This is a genomic window from Peribacillus sp. NPDC094092 (assembly GCF_050279365.1).
Taxonomy (GTDB): Bacteria; Bacillota; Bacilli; order Bacillales; family DSM-1321; genus Peribacillus.
The window spans coordinates 1049419-1076391 of record NZ_JBNNUC010000002.1; the positions used below are offsets into that span (position 1 = coordinate 1049419).

The 26973-nt window shown below is 41.2% G+C and carries 27 protein-coding genes; 26 read left to right on the plus strand and 1 reads right to left on the minus strand.

Annotated features, from left to right (window positions below; translation table 11 throughout):
• Positions 1 to 20: 20 nt before the first annotated feature.
• The 24 genes from efp to ACQKNS_RS14220 all read left to right on the plus strand — a co-directional run bounded on the left by efp (position 21) and on the right by ACQKNS_RS14220 (position 22925).
• Complete coding sequence (gene efp / locus ACQKNS_RS14105; RefSeq protein WP_192205468.1) at positions 21 to 578, plus strand: elongation factor P; 558 nt, start codon at positions 21 to 23, stop codon at positions 576 to 578.
• A gap of 398 nt (positions 579 to 976) precedes the next feature.
• Positions 977 to 1909, plus strand: coding sequence for a stage III sporulation protein AA (gene spoIIIAA / locus ACQKNS_RS14110; protein ID WP_427643683.1), 933 nt, complete (start codon positions 977 to 979; stop codon positions 1907 to 1909).
• Complete coding sequence (gene spoIIIAB, locus ACQKNS_RS14115; RefSeq protein ID WP_427643685.1) at positions 1902 to 2417, plus strand: stage III sporulation protein SpoIIIAB; 516 nt, start codon at positions 1902 to 1904, stop codon at positions 2415 to 2417. The genes spoIIIAA and spoIIIAB overlap by 8 nt, the downstream gene beginning before the upstream one ends.
• Before the next feature lie 21 nt (positions 2418 to 2438).
• Positions 2439 to 2642 carry a stage III sporulation protein AC gene (gene spoIIIAC, locus ACQKNS_RS14120; RefSeq protein ID WP_034308319.1) on the plus strand — a complete coding sequence of 68 codons (204 nt, stop codon included), beginning with the start codon at positions 2439 to 2441 and terminating at the stop codon, positions 2640 to 2642.
• Positions 2643 to 2656: 14 nt separating this feature from the next.
• Positions 2657 to 3046: a stage III sporulation protein AD gene (spoIIIAD, locus tag ACQKNS_RS14125; protein ID WP_214789950.1), complete on the plus strand. Its 390-nt coding sequence runs from the start codon at positions 2657 to 2659 to the stop codon at positions 3044 to 3046.
• A gap of 33 nt (positions 3047 to 3079) precedes the next feature.
• A complete protein-coding gene (gene spoIIIAE, locus ACQKNS_RS14130) occupies positions 3080 to 4288 on the plus strand; it encodes a stage III sporulation protein AE (protein WP_427643686.1) in 1209 nt (402 codons plus the stop codon).
• A gap of 16 nt (positions 4289 to 4304) precedes the next feature.
• Entirely contained in the window at positions 4305 to 4913 is a 609-nt protein-coding gene (gene spoIIIAF, locus ACQKNS_RS14135; RefSeq protein ID WP_427643687.1) for a stage III sporulation protein AF, read from the plus strand.
• A 7-nt stretch (positions 4914 to 4920) separates the two neighbouring features.
• The gene (spoIIIAG, locus tag ACQKNS_RS14140; RefSeq protein ID WP_427643689.1) at positions 4921 to 5592 is read left to right on the plus strand and encodes a stage III sporulation protein AG; all 672 of its coding nucleotides are present in this window, start codon (positions 4921 to 4923) and stop codon (positions 5590 to 5592) included.
• A gap of 14 nt (positions 5593 to 5606) precedes the next feature.
• The gene (locus ACQKNS_RS14145; protein ID WP_427643691.1) at positions 5607 to 6194 is read left to right on the plus strand and encodes a SpoIIIAH-like family protein; all 588 of its coding nucleotides are present in this window, start codon (positions 5607 to 5609) and stop codon (positions 6192 to 6194) included.
• Positions 6195 to 6812: 618 nt separating this feature from the next.
• Positions 6813 to 7310, plus strand: coding sequence for an acetyl-CoA carboxylase biotin carboxyl carrier protein (gene accB, locus ACQKNS_RS14150; protein ID WP_427643693.1), 498 nt, complete (start codon positions 6813 to 6815; stop codon positions 7308 to 7310).
• Positions 7311 to 7324: 14 nt separating this feature from the next.
• The gene (gene accC, locus ACQKNS_RS14155) at positions 7325 to 8677 is read left to right on the plus strand and encodes an acetyl-CoA carboxylase biotin carboxylase subunit (RefSeq protein WP_260284667.1); all 1353 of its coding nucleotides are present in this window, start codon (positions 7325 to 7327) and stop codon (positions 8675 to 8677) included.
• Between the two features lie 37 nt (positions 8678 to 8714).
• On the plus strand, positions 8715 to 9119 hold the full coding sequence (locus ACQKNS_RS14160; protein WP_422121650.1) for an Asp23/Gls24 family envelope stress response protein: 405 nt from the start codon (positions 8715 to 8717) through the stop codon (positions 9117 to 9119).
• Between the two features lie 449 nt (positions 9120 to 9568).
• Positions 9569 to 9961: a transcription antitermination factor NusB gene (gene nusB / locus ACQKNS_RS14165; RefSeq protein WP_098369841.1), complete on the plus strand. Its 393-nt coding sequence runs from the start codon at positions 9569 to 9571 to the stop codon at positions 9959 to 9961.
• Between the two features lie 63 nt (positions 9962 to 10024).
• Positions 10025 to 10900, plus strand: coding sequence for a bifunctional methylenetetrahydrofolate dehydrogenase/methenyltetrahydrofolate cyclohydrolase FolD (gene folD / locus ACQKNS_RS14170; RefSeq protein WP_427643695.1), 876 nt, complete (start codon positions 10025 to 10027; stop codon positions 10898 to 10900).
• A gap of 147 nt (positions 10901 to 11047) precedes the next feature.
• The gene (xseA, locus tag ACQKNS_RS14175; RefSeq protein ID WP_427643697.1) at positions 11048 to 12400 is read left to right on the plus strand and encodes an exodeoxyribonuclease VII large subunit; all 1353 of its coding nucleotides are present in this window, start codon (positions 11048 to 11050) and stop codon (positions 12398 to 12400) included.
• Positions 12397 to 12630, plus strand: coding sequence for an exodeoxyribonuclease VII small subunit (locus ACQKNS_RS14180; protein ID WP_034308286.1), 234 nt, complete (start codon positions 12397 to 12399; stop codon positions 12628 to 12630). Before xseA ends, ACQKNS_RS14180 begins: the two co-directional genes overlap by 4 nt.
• 1 nt (position 12631) lies before the next feature.
• The gene (locus tag ACQKNS_RS14185; protein WP_427643699.1) at positions 12632 to 13525 is read left to right on the plus strand and encodes a polyprenyl synthetase family protein; all 894 of its coding nucleotides are present in this window, start codon (positions 12632 to 12634) and stop codon (positions 13523 to 13525) included.
• A gap of 249 nt (positions 13526 to 13774) precedes the next feature.
• Complete coding sequence (dxs, locus tag ACQKNS_RS14190) at positions 13775 to 15667, plus strand: 1-deoxy-D-xylulose-5-phosphate synthase (protein ID WP_427643701.1); 1893 nt, start codon at positions 13775 to 13777, stop codon at positions 15665 to 15667.
• A 4-nt stretch (positions 15668 to 15671) separates the two neighbouring features.
• Complete coding sequence (locus tag ACQKNS_RS14195) at positions 15672 to 16499, plus strand: TlyA family RNA methyltransferase (protein WP_427643703.1); 828 nt, start codon at positions 15672 to 15674, stop codon at positions 16497 to 16499.
• A 326-nt stretch (positions 16500 to 16825) separates the two neighbouring features.
• Entirely contained in the window at positions 16826 to 17275 is a 450-nt protein-coding gene (ahrC, locus tag ACQKNS_RS14200) for a transcriptional regulator AhrC/ArgR (RefSeq protein WP_034308279.1), read from the plus strand.
• A 22-nt stretch (positions 17276 to 17297) separates the two neighbouring features.
• Positions 17298 to 19013: a DNA repair protein RecN gene (gene recN, locus ACQKNS_RS14205; protein WP_427643705.1), complete on the plus strand. Its 1716-nt coding sequence runs from the start codon at positions 17298 to 17300 to the stop codon at positions 19011 to 19013.
• Between the two features lie 161 nt (positions 19014 to 19174).
• Positions 19175 to 20467 (plus strand): SpoIVB peptidase, encoded by a 1293-nt coding sequence (spoIVB, locus tag ACQKNS_RS14210; protein ID WP_427643706.1) that lies wholly within the window; start codon positions 19175 to 19177, stop codon positions 20465 to 20467.
• A 330-nt stretch (positions 20468 to 20797) separates the two neighbouring features.
• Entirely contained in the window at positions 20798 to 21589 is a 792-nt protein-coding gene (gene spo0A, locus ACQKNS_RS14215; RefSeq protein ID WP_063233099.1) for a sporulation transcription factor Spo0A, read from the plus strand.
• 601 nt (positions 21590 to 22190) lie between these two features.
• Positions 22191 to 22925, plus strand: a complete 735-nt coding sequence (locus ACQKNS_RS14220; RefSeq protein ID WP_427643708.1) for a glycerophosphodiester phosphodiesterase — start codon at positions 22191 to 22193, stop codon at positions 22923 to 22925.
• A 43-nt stretch (positions 22926 to 22968) separates the two neighbouring features.
• On the opposite strand, the gene ACQKNS_RS14225 is transcribed toward ACQKNS_RS14220, so the two are convergent.
• Positions 22969 to 23205, minus strand: a complete 237-nt coding sequence (locus tag ACQKNS_RS14225; RefSeq protein ID WP_427643710.1) for a DUF2627 domain-containing protein — start codon at positions 23203 to 23205, stop codon at positions 22969 to 22971.
• Between the two features lie 187 nt (positions 23206 to 23392).
• Between ACQKNS_RS14225 and ACQKNS_RS14230 the strand changes: the two genes are divergently transcribed.
• Positions 23393 to 25450, plus strand: coding sequence for a sigma 54-interacting transcriptional regulator (locus ACQKNS_RS14230; RefSeq protein ID WP_427643712.1), 2058 nt, complete (start codon positions 23393 to 23395; stop codon positions 25448 to 25450).
• A 369-nt stretch (positions 25451 to 25819) separates the two neighbouring features.
• The gene (gene bcd / locus ACQKNS_RS14235; RefSeq protein WP_427643714.1) at positions 25820 to 26917 is read left to right on the plus strand and encodes a branched-chain amino acid dehydrogenase; all 1098 of its coding nucleotides are present in this window, start codon (positions 25820 to 25822) and stop codon (positions 26915 to 26917) included.
• Positions 26918 to 26973 lie beyond the last annotated feature (56 nt).

Consider the following 26973-nt stretch of genomic DNA (forward strand, 5'->3'; position numbering starts at 1 on the left):
ACATGTAGGAGGACAAATTTATGATTTCTGTAAACGATTTTCGCACGGGTGTTACAATTGAAGTAGATAATGGAATTTGGCAGGTTATCGAGTTCCAACATGTTAAACCTGGTAAAGGTGCAGCTTTTGTACGTTCTAAACTTCGTAACCTTCGTACGGGTTCGATCCAAGAGAAAACATTCCGTGCTGGTGAAAAAGTTGCTAAAGCGCATATTGAAAACCGCAAGATGCAATATCTTTATGCAAGTGGAGATAGCCATGTATTCATGGATAACGAAACCTATGACCAAATCGAATTGCCTGCTTCAAGCATTGAACGTGAACTTAAATTCCTTAAGGAAAATATGGAAGTGCATATCATGACTTTCCAATCGGAAACACTTGGGGTCGAGCTTCCGAACACAGTGGAACTTGAAGTGGCGGAGACTGAGCCGGGAATTAAAGGAGATACTTCTTCAGGCGGCACGAAATCAGCCGTACTTGAGACGGGCCTTTCGGTTCAAGTTCCATTCTTCATCAACCAAGGTGACAAATTATTGATCAACACTAATGAAGGTTCATACGTATCGCGTGCATAATTGTTAGGAGGCCGATATTATTTTCTCGGCCTTAAATTGTAGACAAAAAGGTTTCGGAATGGTCTTATTCCGAAACCTTTTTGATTTTTTATTGGATTAGACTTCATGATGACGTAGATGATCTGCTACTTCCATTTATTCTTGCCAAATAAGGTGTGTCACCACTTTCTGATAGTCCTTACTTACTGTACAAGCCATAAAAAAACGTAGGCAAACTCGTTTTCTTAAAATTTGCCTACAGACTGTAGACCGGGATAATTTCTCGGTCTTTTTTTGTTTTTTGATCCGGGAAGATATAAAAAATCAATAAAAGGTCTGTTTCTTTAATAGCCTGTCATCATTATGGGCTTGTCGGCATATATTTTATTGAAAGTGGTGTATACAGGAGGATTGTCAAAATGGAAACGATTCTTTCTTTTTTACCGAAAAAATTAAACGAGCAACTCCGGGGTATGACACCGATGATGATCGATAGGATGGAAGAGCTGCGAATACGGGTTGGAAGGCCGCTTGAGGTCATTGTAGGAGGGGAACCATACTTCTTTTCCTATGAAGTGACCCATCTGGATGCAGATCAATTATTAAATCAAATAGGTCAATTTTCGTTATATACACTTGAGGAAGAATTAAAGCGGGGTTATATAACCATAGCGGGCGGACATCGGGTGGGGCTTGCTGGGAAGGTGATCCTTGAAAATGGGTCGGTCAAAGCAATCAGGGATATATCCTCATTCAATATTCGGGTTGCACGTGAAAAAATAGGTGCAGCTGAACCACTCACTTCATATTTATATGACGGGGAATGGAAACATACTATGTTGATAGGTGCTCCGCAAACGGGAAAAACGACTATATTACGTGATATTGCAAGAATGATATCCAGTGGTAATGAAAAACGTGGCATTGCTCCTCAAAAAGTGGGGATAGTGGACGAGCGCTCGGAAATTGCCGGATGTGTTCATGGAGTGCCGCAGCTCGAATTTGGAACAAGGGTTGATGTGCTCGATGGATGTCCTAAAGCGGAAGGGATGATGATGATGATCCGTTCAATGTCCCCGGATGTATTGATCGTGGATGAAATAGGTCGTGCAGCCGATACGCAGGCTGTGCTCGAAGCGGTGAATGCCGGTATTAAACTCATGATAACCACACATGGCCATACTCTGGATGAGATTAAGAAACGACCTTTTATCGCCGAAATTTTAAAGCAAGACATCTTTGAACGTTTTATAGAATTACAGAGAAATAAATCCGGCAAGAGGGGCTACAAAGTCCTTGATGCAGCGGGGGTTCCCATTTTCTTGGGAGAAAGTGTGAACCCGCATGTTTAAGATTATAGGAGCAGCGATAATTATTATTGCAACGACATGGGCAGGTTTCGAAGCTGCGAAAAAATTAAGTATGAGGCCCCGTCAACTGAGACAGCTGAAAGTGGCCATGCAATCGCTTGAAGCTGAAATCATGTATGGTCATACACCTTTGAAAGAAGCGGCAAGGAAACTTTCCAAACAGATGGCCAAACCTTTATCCATCTTTTTCGATACATTTGCAAATCTACTCGAGTCAGGTGAGACCACCGTCAAAGAAGCATGGGATGATAGTTTGAAGAAAATATGGCAATCCCTTGCTTTACAACATGGAGAATTCGAAATTCTTTCACAGTTTGGGGAGACGCTTGGAAAAAGCGATAAATATCATCAGCAAAAGCAAATCATGCTAACGATGGCACACTTGGAACGGGAAGAGAGCGACGCACTCGACCGCCAGGGAAAATATGAAAAAATGATGAAAAGTCTTGGTTTTTTATCAGGGCTATTATTGATCATCTTGCTGATGTAGGAATATGTGGGGGGAATGAAAATGGGCATTGATGTGGACATCATATTTAAAATAGCGGGTGTTGGGCTAGTTGTGGCATTTCTTCACACGATACTCGATCAGGTTGGGAAGAAGGAATATGCCCAGTGGGTGACACTTTTCGGATTTATCTATATTTTATTCATGGTTGCTTCTGTTGTAGAGGATTTATTTCAAAAAATTAAATCTGTATTTCTATTTCAGTAAGGGAGGGATTCGCGATTGAAATCATAAAAATCGTGGGGATTGCCCTAGTTGCTACCTTTTTGGCACTGATCGTCAAAGAGCAAAAACCAAATTTCGCATTCCTGCTAGTCGTTTTTGTAGGATGCTCCATCTTTCTTTTTTTAGCTGACAAAATATACGAAATCATTTTAATGTTAGAAAAAATTGCAGTTAATGCGAATGTAAATACCGTGTACCTAGAGACCATCTTAAAAATAATCGGAATTGCCTATATTGCAGAATTCGCTTCTCAAATTACAAAAGATGCGGGGCAAGGTTCGCTGGCATCCAAAATAGAATTGAGCGGAAAAATCTTGATTCTTGCCATGGCGATTCCGATTTTGACGGTCATTATCGAAACGATTTTACAGATGCTCCCAAGTTAACGGATTACTCCTACTAGTCAATGAGGTGAATGTATGAAGCAGCGGATGCCTTACTTATCCATTCTATTCGTTTTACTCTTTTTTTTGCATGCATCTATTGGACAAGCTGCCGAAAATCCAGAAAATGGTGAAATCGATCAAGAGCCGATCATGCAGTCCGAACTGGTACAATCCCAAATAGAAAGGCTGGGTGTAGATGAGCTCAAACAATATTGGGATGACATCGTTACCGAATATGGAGGATTCTTACCGGAAAGCCAGAAAGGAAGCTTCATGGATTTTGTAAGCGGAGATAAGAAATTTTCGTTTGAGCAATGGATAAAGGGAATGACAAAATTCATTTTTCATGAACTGCTCGTGAATGGAAAGCTGCTGGGATCACTCATTTTATTAACCGTTTTCAGCATGTTCCTCCAGTCTTTGCAGAATGCTTTCGAGCAAAGCTCAGTAAGTAAGGTTGCTTATGCAATCGTTTATATGGTGCTGATCATTTTGGCACTTAACAGTTTTCATGTGGCGATGGAATATACAAAAGATACGATAGATTTGATGATTTCCTTTTTAATGGCGCTCATCCCCTTACTCTTGGCATTGATAGCCGCTTCAGGCGGACTTGTATCGGCAGCATTCTTTCATCCGGTATTGATGTTCTTGATGAATACAAGCGGCATCTTGATCCAGTTTGTCGTCCTTCCGTTATTATTCTTTGCAGCGATTTTAAGCATAGTCAGCACGCTGACCGAACATTACAAAGTGACTCAGATGGCACAACTTCTCCGTAATTTTGCCATCGGTATCCTTGGAGCATTCATGACCATATTCCTTGGTGTGATCTCCGTACAGGGAGCATCCTCAGCTGTAGCTGACGGAGTGACCATCAGGACAGCCAAATTCGTGACAGGTAACTTTATACCGGTAATAGGGCGCATGTTTACCGATGCAACGGATACGGTCATCAGTGCATCCGTCCTTTTGAAAAATACAGTGGGCTTGTCAGGCGTCATCATTCTCCTGCTCATTACCACATTTCCCGCCATGAAAATCTTGATGATTTCTTTTGTATATAAATTGGCAGCGAGTCTTTTGCAGCCTCTGGGCGGAGGACCTGTAATAAAATGCCTCGACATTATCAGTAAAAGCATGATTTATATTTTCGCTGCATTGGCCATCGTCTCACTCATGTTTTTTTTAAGTGTCACGGTAATTATCGCCTCTGGAAACATTACCCTGATGGTTCGTTAGAAAGGAGGAGGGCTTGGTGAGTTTTTTAGCTGGCTGGGTATCCAACATCATCATATTTGTATTGCTGGCTACTGTGATTGATATGCTTCTTCCGAATTCAACTTTACAGAAGTATGCCAAAATGGTCATCGGACTTTTACTGATTGCGATCATCATCACTCCTATATTGGGATTATTCAATATGGATTTCGACGATATTCTCACTGCGGCTACTAGCGAATTTCAGGATCAGGAAAAAAAAGATTTAGGAAATTTGACAGAAATGAAGAAAAAAGAAATACAAGCTACCCAGGGTGCATATATTTTAAAACAAATGGCTGTTGACTTACAGGCAGAAGTGGAAGAGGAGCTGATGGTGGATTATAACATGAAGATTAGTTCAATTGATGTAGGTGTCAAGAATGAGGAAGAGCCGAGTGTTGATGATCTGCAGAACATAACCATCTCATTGGAACAGGCAGAAGGGAAAGAAAACTCGGAGATAGAGGCAGTAGCGAAGGTTGATATCGATGCAGATAGCCCATCCACTTCGAATGATGCCAATCTGGATGCTGTCAAAAGGTTTCTGGCAACAAGTTGGTCCGTTGATGAAGAAATCATTGAAATCGCCGGGGAAAGGAAGTGACTGAGTATTGAACAAAGACAAAGGTCCATTATCCTGGCTGCAAAAACTATTAAATAAAGATCCTGACCAAAAAGAGCCTAAGGAAAAAAAACCTTCCCTGTATGTCTATGCTCTAATAGTTGTCCTTTTGGGAGCGGGAATCATGATGGCCGGGAATTTGTTAACCACCAACCAGACTGGACAAACACCTGAAGTGAAGACGGTATTCAACAATGATAAACAGCAGGATGATGAGGGGGATGTTGAAACATTCGGCCAGAAGAAATCAGAATTCAAGACAACAAAAGATTATGAAATATATCTTCAGAATGAAATGAAGGAAGCGCTTGAATCCATTGCAGGCGTCCAGGATGTAAAAGTCGTAATCTACGTCGATGCATCCGAGAAAAAAGTATATGAAAGAAACAAAGTCACCCAAAAACAAGTTACTGAAGAAACCGATCAGGAAGGCGGCAAAAGGACGGTTGAAGACACATCTGTTGATGAACAGCTAATTTTGGTCAAGAGCGGTGAAAAAGAGGGACCGATCATTTCGGAAACGAAAAAACCTAGTGTACGAGGAGTCCTGGTTGTCGCTAAAGGGGCCGAAAACATTCAAATAAAGAAGTGGATCATCGAGGCTGTCACACGCTCACTTGATGTACCGAGTCACAGGGTTTCTGTCATGCCTAAAAAATAAGGGGGAAAATCTACATGTTATTAAAAAAACAAACCGTTTGGTTATTGACTATGCTAAGTCTGGTCGTTGTGCTTTCAGTCTATTATTTAACCGCTCCTGAAGAAAATGCAGCCGATATGACGGCAACAGAGCAACAGGAAGAAAATAAAGCAGAAACTAAAACAGAGAACAAAGCGGATACAAAAGGGGAAAATAAAAGTGAAAAAGAAACGTCCAAAAATACAGAAGGTTCTTCTGTAACCATTGCATCTGGGGATGAGTTCGAATCGTTAAGGATGCAGATTGAAGATGAACGGGCGAAGCTGAATGAAGAATTGACTGCAAAGATGGGCAACACAGAACTATCAGCTGAAGAAAGAGACGAGGCTTATGCAAAAATCGAGCAATTAAGTGAAACGAAAGTAAAAGAAAATATCATCGAAAACTTAATAGTTGCCATGGATTATAATGCCGCACTGGTACGGGTGGATGGCACGGATGTAAAGGTGAGTGTCAAGGCAGATAAACAAACGAAAACAGAGGCCAATAACATTATCCGCCTCGTTAGGAAAGAAGTGAGCGATGCACAAAATGTAGTGGTCGATTTCCAACCGGAAAAGTAAATACACATACAGAAAAAGGTGCTGATACAGAACAGTTCAACATCATAAAAATTTGAAAGCCCCCTTAATAAAAAAAAAGGGGGCTTTTTATTATGTTTTTTTACTATCTTACAATCTGGAAACTTTAGAGGAAAAGTTTTTTTATGTCAATTGGCATAAGGAACTCCAATAAAAATGGTAATAATGATCATCCGTAATATTTTAGAAAAGTAATTGACATGTATATTATGGCTGATTTTCTATGAATGTAAAGCGATATTCAAGAGAATGCGTTAAGGCGCCACGGGTGAAAAATATTCACAATATTATAATAAAGGTGTAAGATAGAAGTATGGATAATAAGTTACAATTAATCTATCATTGAATTTGTATAAGCTAATATTGTATGATGTTAGAAGCTGGTCATAAACTTTTCAATTTTCTTAGGGAAACAATATTTTGAGAAAGTGAAATATCTGTTATAATACAGATGAGGTTTGTATTCAGTTTATTCGCATTCGCATAAAGAAAGCGGCTACTTTGTGCAGTATTGGACAAAGTAGGATAAGCTAAGGGTAGGGTTACATAAAATATATTGCCTCACAAACTCATATTAAATTAGACAAGGGGTGCCACAAAATGAAAGTGCAAGAAATTCGTGAAATTATTAAGCTGGTCGATCAATCAAATATCAGTGAATTCGTTTTTGAAAATGAAGGAACGAAAATTAAATTGAAAAAAACTGAAACGGGTACAGTATTACAACCAGTAGCTACTCCAGATGTTGTTCAAGCCAATGCAGCTGTAGAGGTCAAGCCCGCAGCGGCACCTGCCCCTGCAGTGCCGAAGGCTGTTGAGCAAGCAAAACCTGCTGCTGCCGCCACTGAACAGGAAAATTTACATAAAATCACTTCTCCGATGGTAGGGACATTCTACCAATCTCCTGCACCGGATTCACCTGCATACGTTAAAACAGGCGATAAAGTAACGGGGGATTCCATCGTCTGCATCGTGGAAGCCATGAAACTTTTCAATGAAATCGAAGCTGAAGTAAGCGGTGAAATCGTTGAAGTCCTTGTAAAAGAAGGGCAGCTTGTAGAATATGGTCAACCATTATTTTTAGTAAAGCCTGAATGAGGAGCTGTTTCTAAATGATTAAGAAGGTATTAATTGCCAATCGTGGGGAAATTGCTGTCCGAATCATCCGGGCATGCAAGGAATTAGGAATCGAGACTGTTGCAGTCTATTCAGAAGCAGATAAAGAAGCATTGCATGTTCAAATTGCGGATGAAGCATATTGCATCGGTCCAAAATTATCAAAAGACAGTTATTTAAATACAACGAACATTATCAGCACAGCCAAGAAAACGGGATCTGATGCAATTCATCCGGGATATGGATTCCTAGCTGAAAATGCCGACTTTGCTGAGCTATGCCGTGAATGCAATATCATTTTCATCGGTCCTAGCCCCGAAGCGATCAACAAAATGGGAACAAAGGATGTAGCAAGGGAAACCATGCGCAAAGCTGGTGTACCGATCGTTCCAGGTTCTAAAGGCATAATTAAAGATACGGATGAGGGTGTAGCCCTAGCTAATGAAATGGGCTATCCAGTCATCATCAAAGCTACTGCCGGCGGAGGCGGTAAAGGTATCCGCGTTGCAAGGACGGAAGAAGATCTCATTAAAGGCATTAACATCACGCAGCAGGAAGCCGCGACGGCATTTGGGAATCCTGGCGTATATATTGAAAAGTTCATCGAGGACTTCCGTCACGTTGAAATACAGGTCATGGCAGATAACCATGGCAACGCCATCCATTTAGGTGAGCGTGATTGTACGGTCCAACGACGTTTGCAAAAACTGGTTGAAGAAACCCCGTCACCAGCTTTGGATGGTGAAACACGTGCGGAAATGGGGCAGGCTGCAGTAACGGCTGCACTTGCCGTTAACTATTCAGGTGCCGGAACAGTAGAATTTATTTATGACTATGTGAATAGAAAATACTACTTTATGGAAATGAATACACGTATCCAGGTTGAACACCCAGTTACAGAAATGGTAACGGGCGTGGATTTGATTAAAGAACAGATCAAAGTTGCTTCAGGTAACAAACTATCGCTTTCACAAGAGGATGTCACTTTTAACGGATGGTCTATCGAATGCCGGATAAATGCGGAAAATCCAGAAAAGAATTTCATGCCATCTGCAGGTAAGATCCAAATGTATTTACCACCAGGCGGCTACGGAGTTCGTGTGGATTCCGCTGCATACCCTGGGTACTCGATACCGCCGTATTATGATTCCATGATCGCTAAATTGATCGTCCATGCATCGACTAGGGAAGAGGCGATCGAGAAGATGAAACGCGCCTTAGGTGAGTTTGTCATTGAAGGGATCAGTACCACAATTCCTTTCCATATTAAGTTACTTCAGCATGAACAATTTGTTTCCGGGGAATTTAATACCAAATTCCTTGAAATATATGATGTAATGAACTCATAATGTAAAGGAAGACAGGAGGTGCTTTTGAATGAGTGAAATGGAAGGCCAATTACTGGAAATGAATGATTATAATAGTGGGCTGGGCAAAGTGGAGATTGCGCCTGAGGTGATAGAGGTGATTGCGGGTATCGCTGCATCGGAAGTTGAAGGTGTTGCACATATGCGCGGGAATTTCGCTACGGGTGTGGTTGAAAAGCTTGGTAAAAAGAACCACGGTAAAGGTGTTAAAGTGGACTTAACGGGAGACTCCATCAAAGTGGAACTTTATTGTGTCATGAAGTTTGGTGTTTCAATTCCGAAAGTTGCTCAGGAAGTTCAAGATAACATTCGTGAAGCTTTGTTGAACATGACCGCTATCGACGCTGGTGAAGTGAACATTCATGTAGTGGGCATTGCGTTTGAAAACGCTAAACAAGAAGCGGATTACGAACAAGAAGTGTAAGTGGCTTCATTCGATTCACACCTGCAAAAACCCGGCAAAAAGCCGGGTTTTTGTTTTTTTGAATGTATACTGCGTGATACCCCTAATTTGGAGCCTGCTTATAATATTAAATTTAAATGAACATAATAAGGCGGTGTCTGGAAGTTTCCCTTTAATTCAAGGGTGATTTCTGTTAGAGTGTAAAAGGTGAAATATGAGCATGAAAGCTAGGCATGAGCTTTTTGACACTTTCAAAAAGTATGGGATTGTGTTGGCCGTTTATTTGGAAAGTAATCTTGAGATGTTATCTTGATTCAAGATATTGAGTCTTTTGGCCTTGATTTTAGTGGGATTTAGCTGGAATTTTAAAAAATATAGCGAAAATCTTAATATTTTTGAAAAAATGTTATTTAATGTTCGTTTGTTCTAGCATTTTCATATATAATAGTAGATGTTAAAGGAGTAAGATTATGAAAAGAAGAGAAGCCCGTGAAAAATCCCTTCAAGCACTATATCAGATAGATATTGCCAACTCGAATGCAGAAGAAGCAATGGAAAGCGTATTGGATGGTGCCCCAACTGATGAATATTTCAGGAAATTGGTAATGGGAATAACGGAAAATCGAGAACAAATCGATGGAATGATCAGGGACAACTTAGAGAATTGGACGTTGGAAAGACTGGCGAACATTGATCGGAATTTACTGCGGATCGCGGTTTATGAAATGGTTCACAGTGAAGATGTTCCTGTAAGTGTTGCAATGAATGAAGCTATTGAAATTGCTAAGAAATTCGGTGATGATCAATCGAGCAGCTTTGTAAATGCCGTTTTATCCAAAGTAAAGGTGAAAAGCGGCAGCTAAAGTTGCAGCCTTGGATTCTCACAGCAATTTCTTTAGCGAAATTAACTTGGGAGGAATAAACACATGTCAGCTCAAATCATTAATGGTAAAGAAATTGCGGAGTCAGTTAGGCAGGAAATCAGCAAGGAAGTTCAACAATTACGTGAAAAAAATATCGTCCCGGGTTTGGCTGTAATCCTGGTGGGTGACAATCAAGCTTCACAAACTTATGTACGCAATAAGCAAAAGGCCTGTGAGGACCTGGGCATGCATTCCGTATTGATTAAAAAGCCTGCGGAACTCTCGCAGGAGGAATTAATTCAGAGCATTGCTGAATTAAATCAGGATGACAGCATTCATGGTATATTGGTGCAGCTGCCATTGCCTGGACATATTCAGGAAAAAGCGATCATTGAAGCGATTTCGCCTGAAAAGGATGTTGATGGATTCCACCCGATTAATATTGGCCGGATGATGACGGGGCAAGATGCATATTTACCTTGTACTCCATATGGCGTCATGGTGATGCTTGAGTATATCGACTATGACCTTGAAGGTAAGCATGTTGTCATCGTAGGGAGAAGTAATATCGTCGGAAAACCAGCTGGACAATTATTTTTAAATGCAAATGCAACCGTTACATACTGTCATTCACGGACAAAGGATCTTGCCTATTATACGAAGCAAGCCGATGTCGTTGTGGCAGCTGTCGGAAAGAGGGACACGATCACGAGTGACCATATTAAAGAAGGTGCAGTCGTCATTGACGTCGGAATGAACAGGAATGATGAAGGGAAGCTATGCGGTGATGTGGCGTTTGATGAAGTGAAAAATAAGGCTTCATACATTACACCTGTTCCTAAAGGCGTTGGTCCAATGACGATTACGATGCTTATGAAGAATACGGTCAAATCTGCTCAAAAAGCACTTGAACAGAACGGGCAAGCATTAAAAAGCTGAAAAAAGCGTTAAATTATTTTAAAGAAGCGGACCTCTTGTTTTATAATAACGGGAGACCGCTTTTTTCCATTCATGGATTGATCAAGTTCAAGTGTAATCCATAGGCGGTTTTCTTTATATCCGATTTCCATCGGAAGGAGACATGATATGAGCAACCAACAATATTTGAGTGTGTCGGCTTTAACGAAGTACATCAAAAGGAAGTTCGATGCCGACCCTCATTTGCAAAATGTATACATAAAAGGTGAAATTTCAAATTTTAAACAACATACAAGCGGACATATGTATTTTACTTTAAAAGATGAGAAGGCCCGGCTTCTCTCCGTAATGTTTGCCGCCAATAATAAAGGGATGAAATTCCTGCCCGAAAATGGTATGAAGGTACTTGTTAAGGGCGATATATCATTATATGAAGCAGGGGGACAATATCAGCTTTATGTGAAAAGCATGGCCCCTGATGGTGTGGGGGATTTGTATCTTGCTTATGAACAGCTGAAGAAAAAGCTGGAGGCGGCAGGTTTGTTTTTGGCCGAACACAAGAAGCCGATCCCGCAGTACCCTAAATCTGTAGGTGTCATAACATCACCGACCGGAGCTGCATTAAGAGATATCCTGATAACCATCAAGCGGAGATATCCAATCGCCAGGATCATCGTTTATCCAGCCCTTGTACAAGGGAATAATGCCGCTAAATCGATTGCCAAGGCAATTACCATGGCTAACGCAAGGGCGGAAAGCGATGTTCTCATTGTCGGTAGGGGCGGAGGCTCCATCGAGGAACTATGGGCGTTTAATGAGGAGGTAGTGGCCGAATCGATTTATGATTCCGATATACCGGTCATTTCTGCTGTCGGTCATGAAACAGATTTTACAATTGCTGATTTTGTCGCCGATATGCGTGCTCCTACACCGACTGGTGCAGCAGAGTTAGCGGTTCCTCACTTGAATGAAATACTCGAACGCCTGATGAACCGCAAGAACCGATTGACCCGCTCCATTCAAGAAGCGGTGAATTTTGAACGGACCCGTTTGACCAGGATGGAGAGGTCTTATGCCTTCCGTTATCCACATAAAATGTATGAACAGAAGCTGGAACAGCTAGACAAGACGATGGACAGGCTAGGTAGGACCAGCACGCGATATTTCATGAAAAAGAGGGATGAGCTGAATCAGCTGAATGATATTCTGAAAAAGCAGCATCCTGAACAAGCGGTGAAAAATGCGAAAGATGAATTACAGCAGCATACAAAGGATTTACGGAGGGCCATGGAAGCCATCTATCGGCAAAAAACACAGCAGTTCGTCCATATAACAGCCACTCTATCTGCCCTAAGTCCACTAAAAATCATGGAACGGGGCTATGGTTTGGTTTTTGCTGAGGATGAGACATTGGTGAAAAGTACACAGCAAGTATCCAAAGGGGATAAGATAGCGGTTTCGATTAAAGATGGAACACTTGAATGTGAAATTAAAGAAATAAAGGAGCGGATTGAACCATGACAAAAAAACAGGAAGCTACGTTTGAAGAAGCGATGGAGAACCTCGAAAAAATCGTTGAGCAGTTGGAAGAAGGCGATGTGCCCTTGGAAGAAGCCATCTCCATATATAAACAAGGAATGGATTTATCAAGGCTTTGCCATTCGAAGCTTAAGGCTGTTGAAGATCAGTTGACTCAAATTTTACGCGAAGATGGGGAACTTGAAAACTTCGCTGTACAGGAGGAAGAATGACATGGGTACGGCATCCTTTGAAATGTTTTCTAAAGAATATAAGGCGGTTATAGAACGGGAAATTGTGGAATATGTCAATAAACTTAAAGCTCCGGCAGTAGTAAAAGAAGCGATGATCTATTCACTGGAGGCAGGTGGTAAACGGATTCGCCCGTTATTGGTCTTTGCGGTTCTGGAGGCCTTTGGAAAAAACTTGAGGATGGGGATTCCTGCAGCGGCTGCCATTGAAATGATTCATACATATTCTTTGATTCATGATGATCTTCCGGCGATGGATGATGATGATCTCCGCCGCGGAAAACCGACGAACCATAAAGTGTTCGGTGAAGCGGTAGCAATACTGGCAGGTGATGCGCTTCTTACATATAGCTTTCAATTGGTGACGGATATGATCGATCCCGAGGTGACGGCTGAAATGAAGCTGAACCTGGTAAGTGAAATTGCGAGTTCTGCAGGAGCCGAAGGAATGGTTGGAGGTCAAGTAGCGGATATGGAAGGTGAAAATAAACAGTTGACCCTTCAGGAATTGGAGTATATACATGAACATAAAACAGGGAAGTTATTGACTGCAAGCATCCTTTCCGGTGCTATATTGGCAGGTGCTAATGAAGAACAGCAATTCCATTTACGTGACTTTGCCTACCACCTGGGGCTTGCTTTTCAAATTCGCGATGATATCCTGGATATTGAAGGGTCGGTCGAGTTGATCGGCAAACCGGTTGGCAGTGATGTGGGGAATCATAAAAGCACATATCCATCTTTACTTACGCTTCAAGGGGCAAAGGAAAAGTTGGAACACCATATAGAGCTTGCCCATGCCGCTTTAGGAAAAACAACCTTACAAACGGGTTTGTTGAATGAACTAACTGATTTAATAGCGAACCGTAATCATTGATTGTGGCTAAATTTGTTATCAATTGAGGTTTTATGGTATACTCATTGTGCAAAATTATGTGAAAATCAAAATGAATTTTTTTATTGAGATACGTGATAAAATAGGTATAATAAGCCGCCGAAATCACCTGGGTGTTGGCGGCTATTTTTTAACTTAAAACCAATTTTTCGGTCTAGTCATCCATAGTCCTCTTTAATGAGGCTTTGTTTATGCTTACAACCGAAAATTACAGAAAGTGAGTGGTCCTGTTTGGATCTTCTATCTATAAAAGACCCTTCTTTTTTGAAGAAGATGAATAATGAAGAACTTGTCGAGTTAAGTGTGGATGTACGTAAATTCCTTGTGGAAAAATTATCGGTGACCGGTGGGCATATTGGACCCAATTTAGGTGTCGTCGAGTTGACTATAGCCTTGCATAAAGAATTCGACAGTCCGAATGATAAAATTTTATGGGATGTCGGACATCAATCCTATGTCCATAAAATCCTGACTGGCAGGGCTGGAGAGTTCGACACCTTAAAGAAATATAAAGGTCTTTGCGGTTTTCCTAAAATGATTGAAAGCCCCCATGATGTTTGGGAAACAGGTCACAGTTCGACTTCCCTTTCAGCTGCAATGGGAATGGCGGCTGCCCGTGATATCAAAGGTGAAAGCAGTTTTATTTTGCCTGTAATCGGGGACGGTGCACTAACAGGCGGAATGGCGCTTGAAGCATTGAATCATATCGGTGATGAAAAAAAGGACATGATCGTTATCCTGAATGATAATGAAATGTCCATAGCCCCTAACGTAGGTGCTTTGCACACGATATTGGGAAGATTGCGTACAGCAGGTAAATACAACTGGGCGAAAGATGAATTGGAGCTGCTTTTGAAAAAAATTCCTGCAGTCGGTGGGAAACTTGCAGCTACAGCTGAACGCTTGAAGGATAGCATGAAGTACTTATTGGTCTCGGGAATCTTTTTCGAAGAGCTTGGTTTCACATACCTTGGACCAGTGGATGGTCATAATTATGAAGAATTGCTGGAGAATTTAAGATATGCCAAGAAAACGAAGGGACCTGTACTGCTGCATGTCATCACGAAAAAAGGCAAAGGGTATTCACCTGCCGAATTGGATACAACAGGAAACTGGCATGGGACAGGCCCATATAAGATCGAGACTGGCGATTTCGTGAAATCCCCTAGTAAAGGTCCTGCTTGGAGCGCTCTTGTAAGCGATACTGTGAGCAGGCTAGCTCGTGACGATGAGCGGATAGTCGCGATTACACCTGCAATGCCCGTAGGATCGAAGTTGGTGGGCTTTTCTCAAGAGTTCCCAGAGCGTTTCTATGATGTGGGGATTGCCGAGCAGCATGCTGCAACTTTTGCGGCAGGATTGGCAACGCAAAAAATGAAACCCTTCCTGGCTATTTATTCAACCTTCCTGCAAAGAGCTTATGACCAGGTCGTTCACGATATCTGCCGTCAAAATTTGAACGTTTTCATAGGGATCGATCGTGCCGGATTGGTTGGTTCCGATGGTGAAACACATCAAGGCGTTTTCGATATTGCTTTCTTACGCCATGTTCCGAATATGGTGCTGATGATGCCAAAAGATGAAAACGAAGGTCAGCATATGGTCAATACAGCCTTAAACTATAATGATGGTCCGATCGCTATGCGTTTCCCTCGTGGAAATGGTTGGGGAGTTGCAATGGATACCGAATTAAAGCAGATTCCAATCGGTTCGTGGGAAGTTCTTAAAGAAGGAACGGATGCTGCCATCTTAACGTTCGGAACAACGATACCCATGGCTCTTGAAGCGGCAGAACTGCTGGAGAAAGAGGATTATTCAGTTAAGGTGATCAATGCCCGGTTCATTAAGCCTTTGGATGAGAACATGCTAAGCAGTCTCCTTGGTGAAAAGATGCCAATCTTGACAATAGAAGAAGCGGTTCTTCAAGGTGGATTTGGTAGCTCAGTACTTGAATATGCTCATGATCAAGGGTTTTATGGGGCAATTATAGATCGAATGGGAATACCTGATTATTTCATTGAACATGGAAGTGTCGATGAACTTCTTGAAGAAATCGGTTTAACGACTGAGACAGCCATCAAAAAGATTAAAATGATAACACCCAAAAAAGAAAAAAGGGCCTGACAATATGAAAGTGATGAAAGAAAGAGTAGATGTATTACTTGTAGAACAAGGCTTGGCCGATACACGTGAAAAAGCGAAGCGTATGGTTATGGCGGGCCTTGTCTACGCGAATGAAGAAAGGTACGAAAAACCGGGAGAAAAAGTGCCGGTCGATCTCGAGTTTACGATCAAAGGAAAAGTCATGCCTTACGTTTCAAGAGGCGGTCTTAAACTAGAGAAGGCATTAAGGGAATTCGATTTACAAGTGAATGGAAAAATACTGCTTGATATTGGATCATCAACTGGTGGGTTCACGGATTGTGCTTTGCAAAATGGTGCCATAATGTCTTATGCGCTTGATGTAGGTTATAATCAACTTGCCTGGAAGCTTAGGCAGGATGAGCGGGTAAAAGTAATGGAACGTACCAATTTCCGTTATGTTACACCCGCCGATCTCGATGGGGAGATGCCAAATTTTGCAAGCATTGATGTTTCTTTCATCTCGCTTACGTTAATTCTCCCGGTGCTAAAGACCTTGCTCGTCCCGGATAGCGATGTCGTTGCCTTGGTTAAACCGCAATTCGAAGCTGGGAAGGATCAAGTGGGTAAAAAGGGGATTGTCCGTGATCCCAAAATCCATAAACAAGTGTTGGATAAGATCATTTCTTTTTCTTTAAAGGAAGGCTATGATATTAAGGACGCCTCCTTCTCACCGATTACCGGCGGTGATGGAAATATTGAATTCTTACTTCATTTACACTGGCAAGGTTCAAAGGAAGATGGAGCGATATTGCTTTCGAAAACGGTTGATGACATCGTTGGGGAGGCCCATGCCCAATTTAAAAAAGAATAGCTAGAACTTTGTATGGGCTCCTTTGGCTGAATGGTTGGCTAAAGGAGCTTTTTAACTATACATTGTGCGTGATGAACTTGAATCATTTATCGGTTGATACATAAGATAGGTAAGTACAAATAAGAGACTTGTATTCATTTTTAGAGAAATAGTTGTACAATTGCATAAAAATCCGATAACATTAATATTAGCCACTTTCAAAAGCGGCCTATTTGCACGTACTGATGACCGAAGCAACCCCATAATGGGACAACTGCTTAAGCAAGAAATGAAAGTGATACCATTACCATTAAATGAGCAACAGTTGAGAAGAGGTGCTTCTACTTATGAATAAAGGACAACGACATATAAAAATAAGGGACATTATAACGAATAATGATATCGAAACCCAGGATGAGTTAGTTGAAGAATTGAAATTGGCTGGATACAATGTAACTCAAGCCACTGTTTCTAGGGATATTAAAGAGCTTCACCTTGTAAAAGTGCCTTTAACGGATGGAAGGTATAAATACAGTCTGCCGGCCGACCAACGTTTCAATCCACTTCAAAAATTAAAGAGAATCCTTGTCGATGCATTTGTACGCATTGACTCAGCCAACAATTTACTGGTCATGAAGATGCTACCGGGTAATGCACAGGCAATCTGTGCATTGATTGATAATTTAAATTGGCAAGAAATACTCGGGACGATCGGCGGCGACGATACTTGTTTAATTATCTGCCGTTCTGAGGAAGATGCAAAGATCATTTCCGGCAAATTCTTGGACATGCTCTAATAATGTTGTGAGGTGACCTAGTTTGTTAACAGAATTATCGATTAGGAATTTTGCGATCATAGACAGCCTGTCCGTTTCATTTGATAAAGGCTTGACGGTCTTGACAGGAGAAACAGGCGCAGGGAAGTCAATCATAATAGATGCCGTTCATCTTTTGGTTGGGGGACGTGGTTCTGCAGAGTTCATTCGGCATGGTGAGTCCAAGGCTGAAATAGAAGGATTATTCCAAATTGAAGATGAAAAACACCCGGTCTTTGACAAAGCGGAAGAGTTTGGCATTGATATGAATGATGGGATGGCGATACTTCGCAGGGATATCTCACTGAGCGGCAAAAGCGTTTGCAGGGTAAATGGAAAGCTTGTAACGATTTCCACCTTACGTGAGATAGGAAGGACGCTGATAGATATCCATGGTCAGCATGAACATCAGGAATTAATGGACGAACGACTCCATCTTCCGCTGCTCGATCAATTCGGCGGTGAAAAAATCGCATCTGCACTCACTGAATACCAAAAGCTATATAAACGTTATGAAACCGCTTCTAAACAATTGAATGGTTTGAGCCAAAATGAACAGCAAATGGTCCACCGCCTTGATTTGATTCAATTTCAATTCGATGAAATCCAAAAAGCTGATTTGAAATTACACGAAGATGAAGAATTGATGGAAGAGCGGAAGAAAATTAATAATTTCGAAAAAATCCATGAAGCGCTGCAAACCAGTTATAATGCTTTAAATGGTGAGCAGCATGCAATTGATTGGCTTTCCGTAGCCATGAATAATTTGGAGGAAGCGGCAGCGCTTGATGAAGGTTTGAAAAACAGCTCTGAAACCGTTTCAAATAGCTACTTCCTGCTTGAAGAGGCCGTGTCTAACATCCGTGACCAATTAGACTCTTTGGATTATGATACAGAACGAGTGGAATTCATTGAAAGTCGCCTTAATGAAATAAATCAATTAAAGCGGAAATACGGGCGGACCATCGAGGAAATCCTGGAATATGGGGCAGCTATTGAAGAAGAAGTCGAAAAGCTGCAAAATAGGGAAACCCATATAGCGAAGCTTGAAAAGGAAATGAAATCCATCAAGGCAGATTTAATTGTCGAAGCAAAGAATCTGTCTGAACTTCGCCAGAAATACGCTCAGCAGCTAACCAAAAAGATTCATCAGGAATTAAAAGATTTATACATGGAAAAGACAATTTTTGAACCCCATTTCCTTCAAACGGCCTACACATTCGATGAATTGTCAGATAAGGGCATTAATCAGTCAGGGCTGGATACAATGGAATTTTATATTTCCACCAATCCAGGAGAACCATTAAAACCTCTTTCTAAAATCGCATCTGGTGGTGAACTGTCCAGGATCATGCTGGCATTGAAAAGCATATTCTCCAAGCACCAAGGCATAACGTCCATCATCTTTGATGAAGTGGACACAGGTGTGAGCGGACGTGTCGCGCAATCCATAGCCGAAAAGATCTACAAAGTGGCAACTGGATCACAAGTACTGTGCATATCCCATTTGCCGCAGGTGGCAGCCATGGCGGATACTCACCTTTTCATAGCGAAAAATGTAAGGGCCGGACGCACGAATACCTCGGTAAAGCCGTTAATTGAAACTGAGAAAATAAAAGAAATTGGCCGGATGATTTCAGGAGTAGAGATAACGGATTTGACGAAACAACATGCCAATGAATTAATCCAGCTGGCCAAAAGGCTGAAAATTACATCTTGATGGGCCGGTAGGAAGATTAATTAAACGAATCATAAGCATTCATTGTAAAGCTATCCAAAAACGGATAGCTTTTATTTTTTGCACTTGTTATAAATGACTGTCATGAGGGCTAAATTAAAGGTGTAGCCATTAAGTTTCAGAGAGCGAGGAGAGTGAATGGATTGAAATTTATATGGATAAACAGGATCATCGGTGGAATTCTCCTTGTTTCGCTATTAACATTAGGGTTATACCAGCCATCTCGTGAATATTTTTTAATTCCAAATCATCTTGTACTATTTGAAGGAAGTCAATATAGTATTTCCAAATCATTGCCTGTTTCTGCAAAAACTTCGGGATCCAGTGATGGAATTTCGCTTCATGATGAACAAGCTTCGATTACGCTTGGTGCTGAAAAACCAGGTACGAATGAAGTGTTACTCGATGTAGCAGGCTTGCCTGCCAAAAAGGTCGACATCAGGGTGTTAAAAGACTTTAAAGTCATGCCTGGAGGCCAATCCATTGGAGTGAAGCTTAATACTCTTGGGGTGCTTGTAGTAGGTCATCATCTTATTGATACTGCGCAGGGGAAAAAATCACCGGGAGAAAAAGCGAAAATTGAAATCGGTGATATTATTACAGAAATCAATGGTCAGACGATAAAGAAGATGGGGGATGTAACCCCTTTTGTTCAGCAGGCAGGCGAAAAGGGTAAGGCGTTGAATCTTGTCATTAACCGTGATAATGAAGTGCTTCACAGTACCCTTTTACCTCTAAAAGATAAGAATGAAGGAACATACAAATTGGGTTTATATATCCGTGATTCGGCAGCGGGTATCGGAACGATGACGTTTTATCATCCGGATTCAAAGAAATATGGGGCGCTGGGACATGTCATATCCGATATGGATACAAAAAAGCCGATTGTTGTTAAGGACGGACAGATTGTTCAATCGACGGTCACATCCATCGAAAAGGGAAGTAATGGTGATCCCGGAGAAAAATTGGCACGCTTTTCTTCTAATAAAGAAAAAATAGGAAATATCAATCGCAATAGTCCCTTTGGAATTTTTGGGAAATTAAATCAAGACTTTAAAAATGGAATTAACGATAAGCCACTCCCCATCACCCTTTCCCATGAGGTAAAGGAAGGACCAGCAAAGATCCTTACAGTGGTGGATGGTTCTGAAGTGGAGGAATTCGATGTCGAAATCGTCAGTTCCATACCACAGAAGTTTCCTGCAATTAAAGGAATGGTCTTAAAAGTGACGGATAAAGAATTGCTGCAAAAAACAGGTGGGATCGTTCAAGGTATGAGCGGCAGTCCTATCATACAAAATGGGAAATTAATCGGTGCAGTTACCCATGTATTCGTTAATGATCCTACAAGTGGGTATGGAGTCCATATCGAATGGATGTTAAACGAAGCCGGTATCAATATATACGACAAAAATAATTATGAAAAGGCAAGCTAAGAATCCGGGTATCCTTTAGGATGCCCTTTTTTAATGGAAAGTACTGGATACCATAGGTTTTCGGTAGGAATTAATTTTGTTTTCTTCAAAAAATAGAGGTTTTTTTGAAACGATGTGATAAAATGATAACGATATGAAGATTTTTCGACAATCGCTTTATTCGAATAGCAAACGAAGTCGAAAACAAGAGATATCCGGAGAATAATATTGAATTCCTTATATTTTTTCAAAAATAAAAGGAATTTAGTTTCCATTGTCGAAAAGTTCAATTACAATAGAATTTAGTCATATAGAAAAAAAGACCAATTGTAGTTGAGGAGGAAATCAAGCGTGAAAAAAATTAAGGTGTGCGTTGTAGATGATAATAGAGAACTTGTTGGCCTTCTGGAAGAATACATTTCTGCACAGGAAGACATGGAAGTAATTGGGGTGGCACATAACGGTCAAGATTGCCTGGGGATGCTTGAAAGCGTTGATCCGGATATATTGATCCTCGATATTATCATGCCTCATTTAGATGGATTAGGTGTACTTGAAAAACTTCGTGAAGTAAAACGGGGTGCTATGCCTAATGTGATTATGCTTACTGCCTTTGGTCAAGAAGATGTAACGAAAAAAGCTGTTGATTTGGGTGCGTCTTACTTTATCCTGAAACCATTCGATATGGAAAACCTGGCCAATCACATACGTCAGGTAAGCAGTAAGGGGCAGGCGGTTTTAAAAAATCATAGTCAATTTAGCTATCGTCCACAAAATGAATCCAAGCCGAAGAACCTTGATGCCAGCATCACGAGCATCATTCACGAGATAGGAGTCCCTGCACATATTAAGGGCTATTTGTATTTAAGGGAAGCGATATCAATGGTATATAATGATATTGAATTATTGGGTTCTATCACCAAAGTTTTATATCCGGATATCGCAAAAAAATACAATACTACGGCCAGCCGTGTTGAACGTGCTATCCGGCATGCGATCGAAGTGGCCTGGAGCCGTGGAAATATAGAATCCATATCATCTCTTTTCGGATATACCGTAAGCATGACAAAGGCAAAACCTACAAATTCCGAATTCATTGCCATGGTTGCCGATAAGCTGCGCCTCGAACATAAAGCTTCTTGACAGGGGTAGGGGAAAACCGGTTGTAAGGATTCAGGGTAACAATGGACCATATATAGGCTAGAGCCGCTAAATATAAATAGGAACTCTCCGTCTGGGGATAAAGGACAGGAAGAAGTTGCTTCTTGATTTTTTCTAATCGGCAACTTCAAATTTTTTATGCCGGTTAAAAAAAATTAAACGCCTTTTATTTATTGGATTTTGAAGGAAATCCCATAAATAAAAGGCGTTTTTGTTTGGTCGAAACAGCGGTTCAAATCATTTTTACCTTTTAAATAGATATGACTGTGCGAATAGGAGTAGGTAATGAATGATTTATGATGAAAATGAGCATTTTGTATGAAGCGGATAGAGAAAGGACGATAAACGGAAGTCCACCATGGACTTGCCCAAATCAAATGGTGAAGGGGAAATTACTTCCCGGATACCCGGTTGTAAATCAAAAGCTTGGGAGAGAAATTAAGTGTTTTGAAGAAAAGGAACATTCCATGCAGAAAATAATCACCTGCATTTTGATTGAAGGATTGATCTAGTTGAAAATAATTTGCTTTTTCTATTCATAAAATGGGGATATAACACTTATTGTGAGAGGCGGCGTTTCATCATGACTTTAATCTTTGCGCATCGAGGCTCAGCAGGAACTCATCCGGAAAATACGATGTCGGCGTTCAAAGAAGCTGCCCGTGTCGGGGCGGACGGAATTGAAACGGATGTCCAGCTCTCGAAAGATGGAGAAGTGGTCATCATTCACGATGAAAAGCTAGATCGGACCACGAATGCCTCGGGGTATGTAAAAGACCGGACCTTGATGGAGTTGAAAACACTTAATGCTTCTGCAACCCATAAGGGTAAATGGGGTAAAGAAAAGATTCCGACGCTTGAAGAACTATTTATATGGCTTTACGAAAATCAGCTTTTTTGCAATATTGAATTGAAAAATACCCTTTTTCTGTATCCAGGCTTAGAAGAGAAAGTCATCAGGCTCATCCGTACTTACGAAATGGAGGAAAGGGTGATCCTTTCTTCCTTCAATCATTACAGTTTGGTCCATTGCCATCAATTGGCACCGGAATTGGAAACCGCACCGCTTTATAGGGATGGTCTATTCATGCCGTGGATATATGCCAAGGCAATAGGCGGAAGTGCAATCCACCCAAATATCCGGGCTGCCCCTGATGCACTAATTCAAGCATCGGTGAGTATGGGTGTTCCTGTACGGCCATATACCATTAATAAAGAAGCCGAGATGAAGCGGTTATTCAAACTGGGATGCAGCGGCATCATTACCGATTTTCCCGAGGCAGCCGTACGGATTAGAGAAGGATTGAAATCAAAATAAAAAAAGAAGGTGCCATATGATATATGGCACCTTCTATTTGCGTTTAAAATTTAGTGAATCTGCTTTGGACCTTATTTTGTTTTCGGTCTCGATGAAGGATGAAGCCGGCGATAAAGGCTACTCCGCCAATCGTAATGAGCAGTCCGATTAAAAATTGCAGCCAAAGGACTGGGTAGGGAGGCTGTAAAATACCGAACACCATGTCCCTCATTATTTTTATGCCATATGCAGCAAAGGCACCGGGTATAAAAAGAATCAAAAAAGCGATTAAACGTTTCATGCGGTCAAATCCCTTCCGAAAATTCCGTCTTTAAAAATGATAAAGGATATAAATTATTTGTCAAGTTTCGGGAATCTAGATAATGACTGGGAGTTGGTGATTGTTTTTAAAGGGTACCGATATGGTAAAATGGTTGGGAGCATGAAAGAAATTGCAGGGAATATTTATATCTTAAGGGGGATGGCTCATGCAAAAGGTCATGATAGTAGGGGGAGGAGTGGGAGGGACAACCGTGTTGAAACTCCTATCGGAAAGTGAAGTATTCGCCATTGTTTGTATGGCTGATACGAATGAATCCGCTGAAGGGATGCTTGCTGCCAAGGAAAGAAGGATTCCTACAGTGACTGATTGGAGCATGGGATTGAGGCGGGATTTGGACATCATTTTTGATACCACCGGAGACCCATCTGTCTATAAAAAGATAAAAAGGGAAATGGGCGAACAAACGATTCTCATTCCTGGAAGTGTCGCCCTCATTATGACTAAGTTGTTTGAAGAGAAAAGTCGTTTAATAAGTAAATTGGAGAATACCTCGGCAAAAATGGATTTGATCCTTAATACGACCAGTGAAGGAATGGTGGTGATTGATCATGAGGGATACATAATCATGTTCAATGATAGTGCGGAACGTGCTTCTGACATAAAGCGCGAAGATGTGATAGGCAGACATATCAAAGATTTCATCCCTTCAACTGGATTGCTGCGAGTGATGGAAACGAACCAAAAAGAAATAAATCAGGAAATCACCCTTAAAAATGGGATGGAACTCATAACGACAAGGATACCTCTCGTGAATGCCGATAAGGAAATCATAGGGGCTTTTTCCGTGTTTAGGAATAAAACGGAAGCTGTACAATTGGCAGAGCAGATCACTGATTTAAAAGAGATACAAACGATGCTCCAGGCGATCATTCAATCCAGTGATGAAGCCATTTCTGTTGTGGATGATCAAGGAAGGGGCCTATTGATCAATCCGGCATATACTAGAATCACCGGCTTAACAAAGACCCAAGTGATCGGTAAGCCGGCTTCCATCGATATTTACGAAGGGGAAAGTATGCATATGAAAGTGCTTCAGACAAAAAAACCTGTTCGGGGTGTCAATATGCGTGTCGGCCCAAAACATAAGGAAGTGATCGTGAATGTTGCTCCGATCATTGTAGATGGGTGCCTGAAAGGGAGCGTTGGGGTCATTCATGATGTATCGGAAATTCAAGCCTTGACCAACGAACTGAATCGGGCAAGACAAATTATCCGGACATTGCAGGCAAAGTATTCCTTCGATGATATAATTGGGGATTCCGAAGAGATGAAGCTCCCCATTGAACAGGCGAAATTATCGGCAAGAACACCTGCTACTGTCTTATTAAGAGGGGAATCAGGGACTGGCAAAGAGTTATTTGCACATGCGATACATAATGCGAGCGATAGGAAATTCAATAAATTCGTACGGGTAAATTGTGCGGCCATCTCGGAATCATTACTTGAAAGTGAACTGTTCGGTTATGATGAAGGAGCCTTTACTGGGGCAAGCAGGGGGGGGAAGGTCGGTTTTTTTGAAGAGGCAAATCAAGGAAGTATCTTTTTGGACGAAATTGGTGAATTGCCAGCCAACATCCAAGCTAAATTACTTCGGGTATTACAAGAAAAGGAAATCATCAGAGTGGGGGGGACGAAGCCGATCCCCATCAATGTCAGGGTGATAGCCGCCACGAATATCAACCTGGAACAGGCCATCGCAAACGGATCATTCAGGGAAGACTTGTATTTCAGGCTGAACCGCATGCCTATTTTCATTGCGCCTTTAAGAAAGAGAAAAGAAGATTTGAGGGAATTGGCGGAGCATTTGATCAATAAAATCAATCAGGAGTATGGACGGAGCATAGAGGGAATTACAGCAGCAGCTATACATAAAATGCAAATTTACAACTGGCCTGGTAATGTGAGGGAACTGGAAAATATCTTAGGACGGGCAATCATTTTCATGAAATTGAATGAGACGGTCATTGATATACAACATATTCCGGATTTTATCGAAGAGATTCCATTAAAACAGGAGAAATTATTAATGAAGCCTTCTGGCTACGTATCGGGGAAACCGCTCTCGGAGATAATAGACCAGTATGAAGCAGAAATCATTCAGCAAGCGTTCCATACTCACAAGGGAAATAAAACGCTTACGGCAAAAGCGCTGGGGATTTCAGTTAGAAATCTATACTATAAAATGGAAAAACTAAAACTATGAAGATTCTTGCATGCAAATAACTGCGTACCGTGAAAGAAATTGCGTGGAATTTTCTGATTTGTTTTAATTTAAGCGAGACTCCACTTCTGACATGAAATTTTTTTGAATTTGTTATAGGCTATAGTTGCCCAACATATTAACCATCATCTCCTTTATTTGGATATAAACGCTCTCAATATGTATTTTATTGGCATGTTATTTGCATATTTAAAAAGTGCATGGATTTTTCAAGGGAACCATTCCCCATGGGGAAAATATCATGTTAGTAGCGGATTTTATTTAAAATGAACGTAGTAACAAGTAAGAATGAGGAGTAATTCAGTGTCCTCATATCTGATATGTATTAAAACATCTAGGGAGGATTCCTTTATGGAAATTTTTAAATATCTTGAAAAGTATGATTACGAGCAATTGTTATTCTGTCAGGATAAACAATCGGGTTTGAAAGCGATTATTGCCATTCATGATACGACATTAGGGCCTGCGCTTGGAGGCACCAGGATGTGGACGTATGCATCTGAAGAAGATGCCATTGAAGATGCCTTAAGGCTTTCAAGAGGAATGACATATAAGAACGCAGCTGCCGGCTTGAATTTAGGCGGGGGAAAAACCGTCATCATCGGTGATCCCCGGAAGGATAAAAATGAAGAAATGTTCCGTGCATTCGGAAGGTATATCCAAGGGCTGAATGGTCGTTATATAACAGCGGAAGATGTAGGCACAACGGTTGAGGATATGGATCTCATTCATGAGGAGACGGATTTTGTCACTGGGATTTCCCCTGCATTCGGTTCTTCGGGGAATCCTTCCCCTGTAACTGCTTATGGGGTATATCGCGGTATGAAAGCTGCTGCAAAAGAAGCATTCGGAACTGATTCCTTAGAAGGCAGGGTGGTTGCGGTCCAAGGCGTCGGGAACGTTTCTTATAATTTATGCCGTCACCTTCATGAGGAGGGCGCCAAACTGATCGTTACGGATATCAATAAAGAAAGCGTGGCCCGTGCGGTTGAATCCTTTGGTGCGACAGCAGTCGATCCTGGCGAAATTTATGGAGTGGACTGTGATATCTATGCACCTTGTGCATTAGGTGCTGTCATAAATGATGATACAATTAATCAAATCAAGGCGAAGGTCATTGCAGGTGCGGCCAATAATCAATTAAAGGAACCTGTTCATGGCGATCAAATTCATGAAAAAGGTATTATATATGCTCCTGACTATGTAATTAATGCAGGTGGAGTCATAAACGTGGCAGATGAGCTTTTAGGGTATAATCGGGAAAGAGCCCTTAAAAAAGTGGAAACGGTTTATGATACAATTGAAAGAGTCATCGAGATTGCAAAACGTGATCAAATCCCGACCTATAAAGCGGCGGATAGGATGGCAGAAGAGCGAATTGCTCGCATGAGGAATTCAAGGAGCCAATTCTTACAAAATGAAAAACATATCTTGAATGGAAGAAAATGATTGTAATTTACAAGATATAGATTCCTGTGTTTTTTTAAATAAACACAGGAATTTTC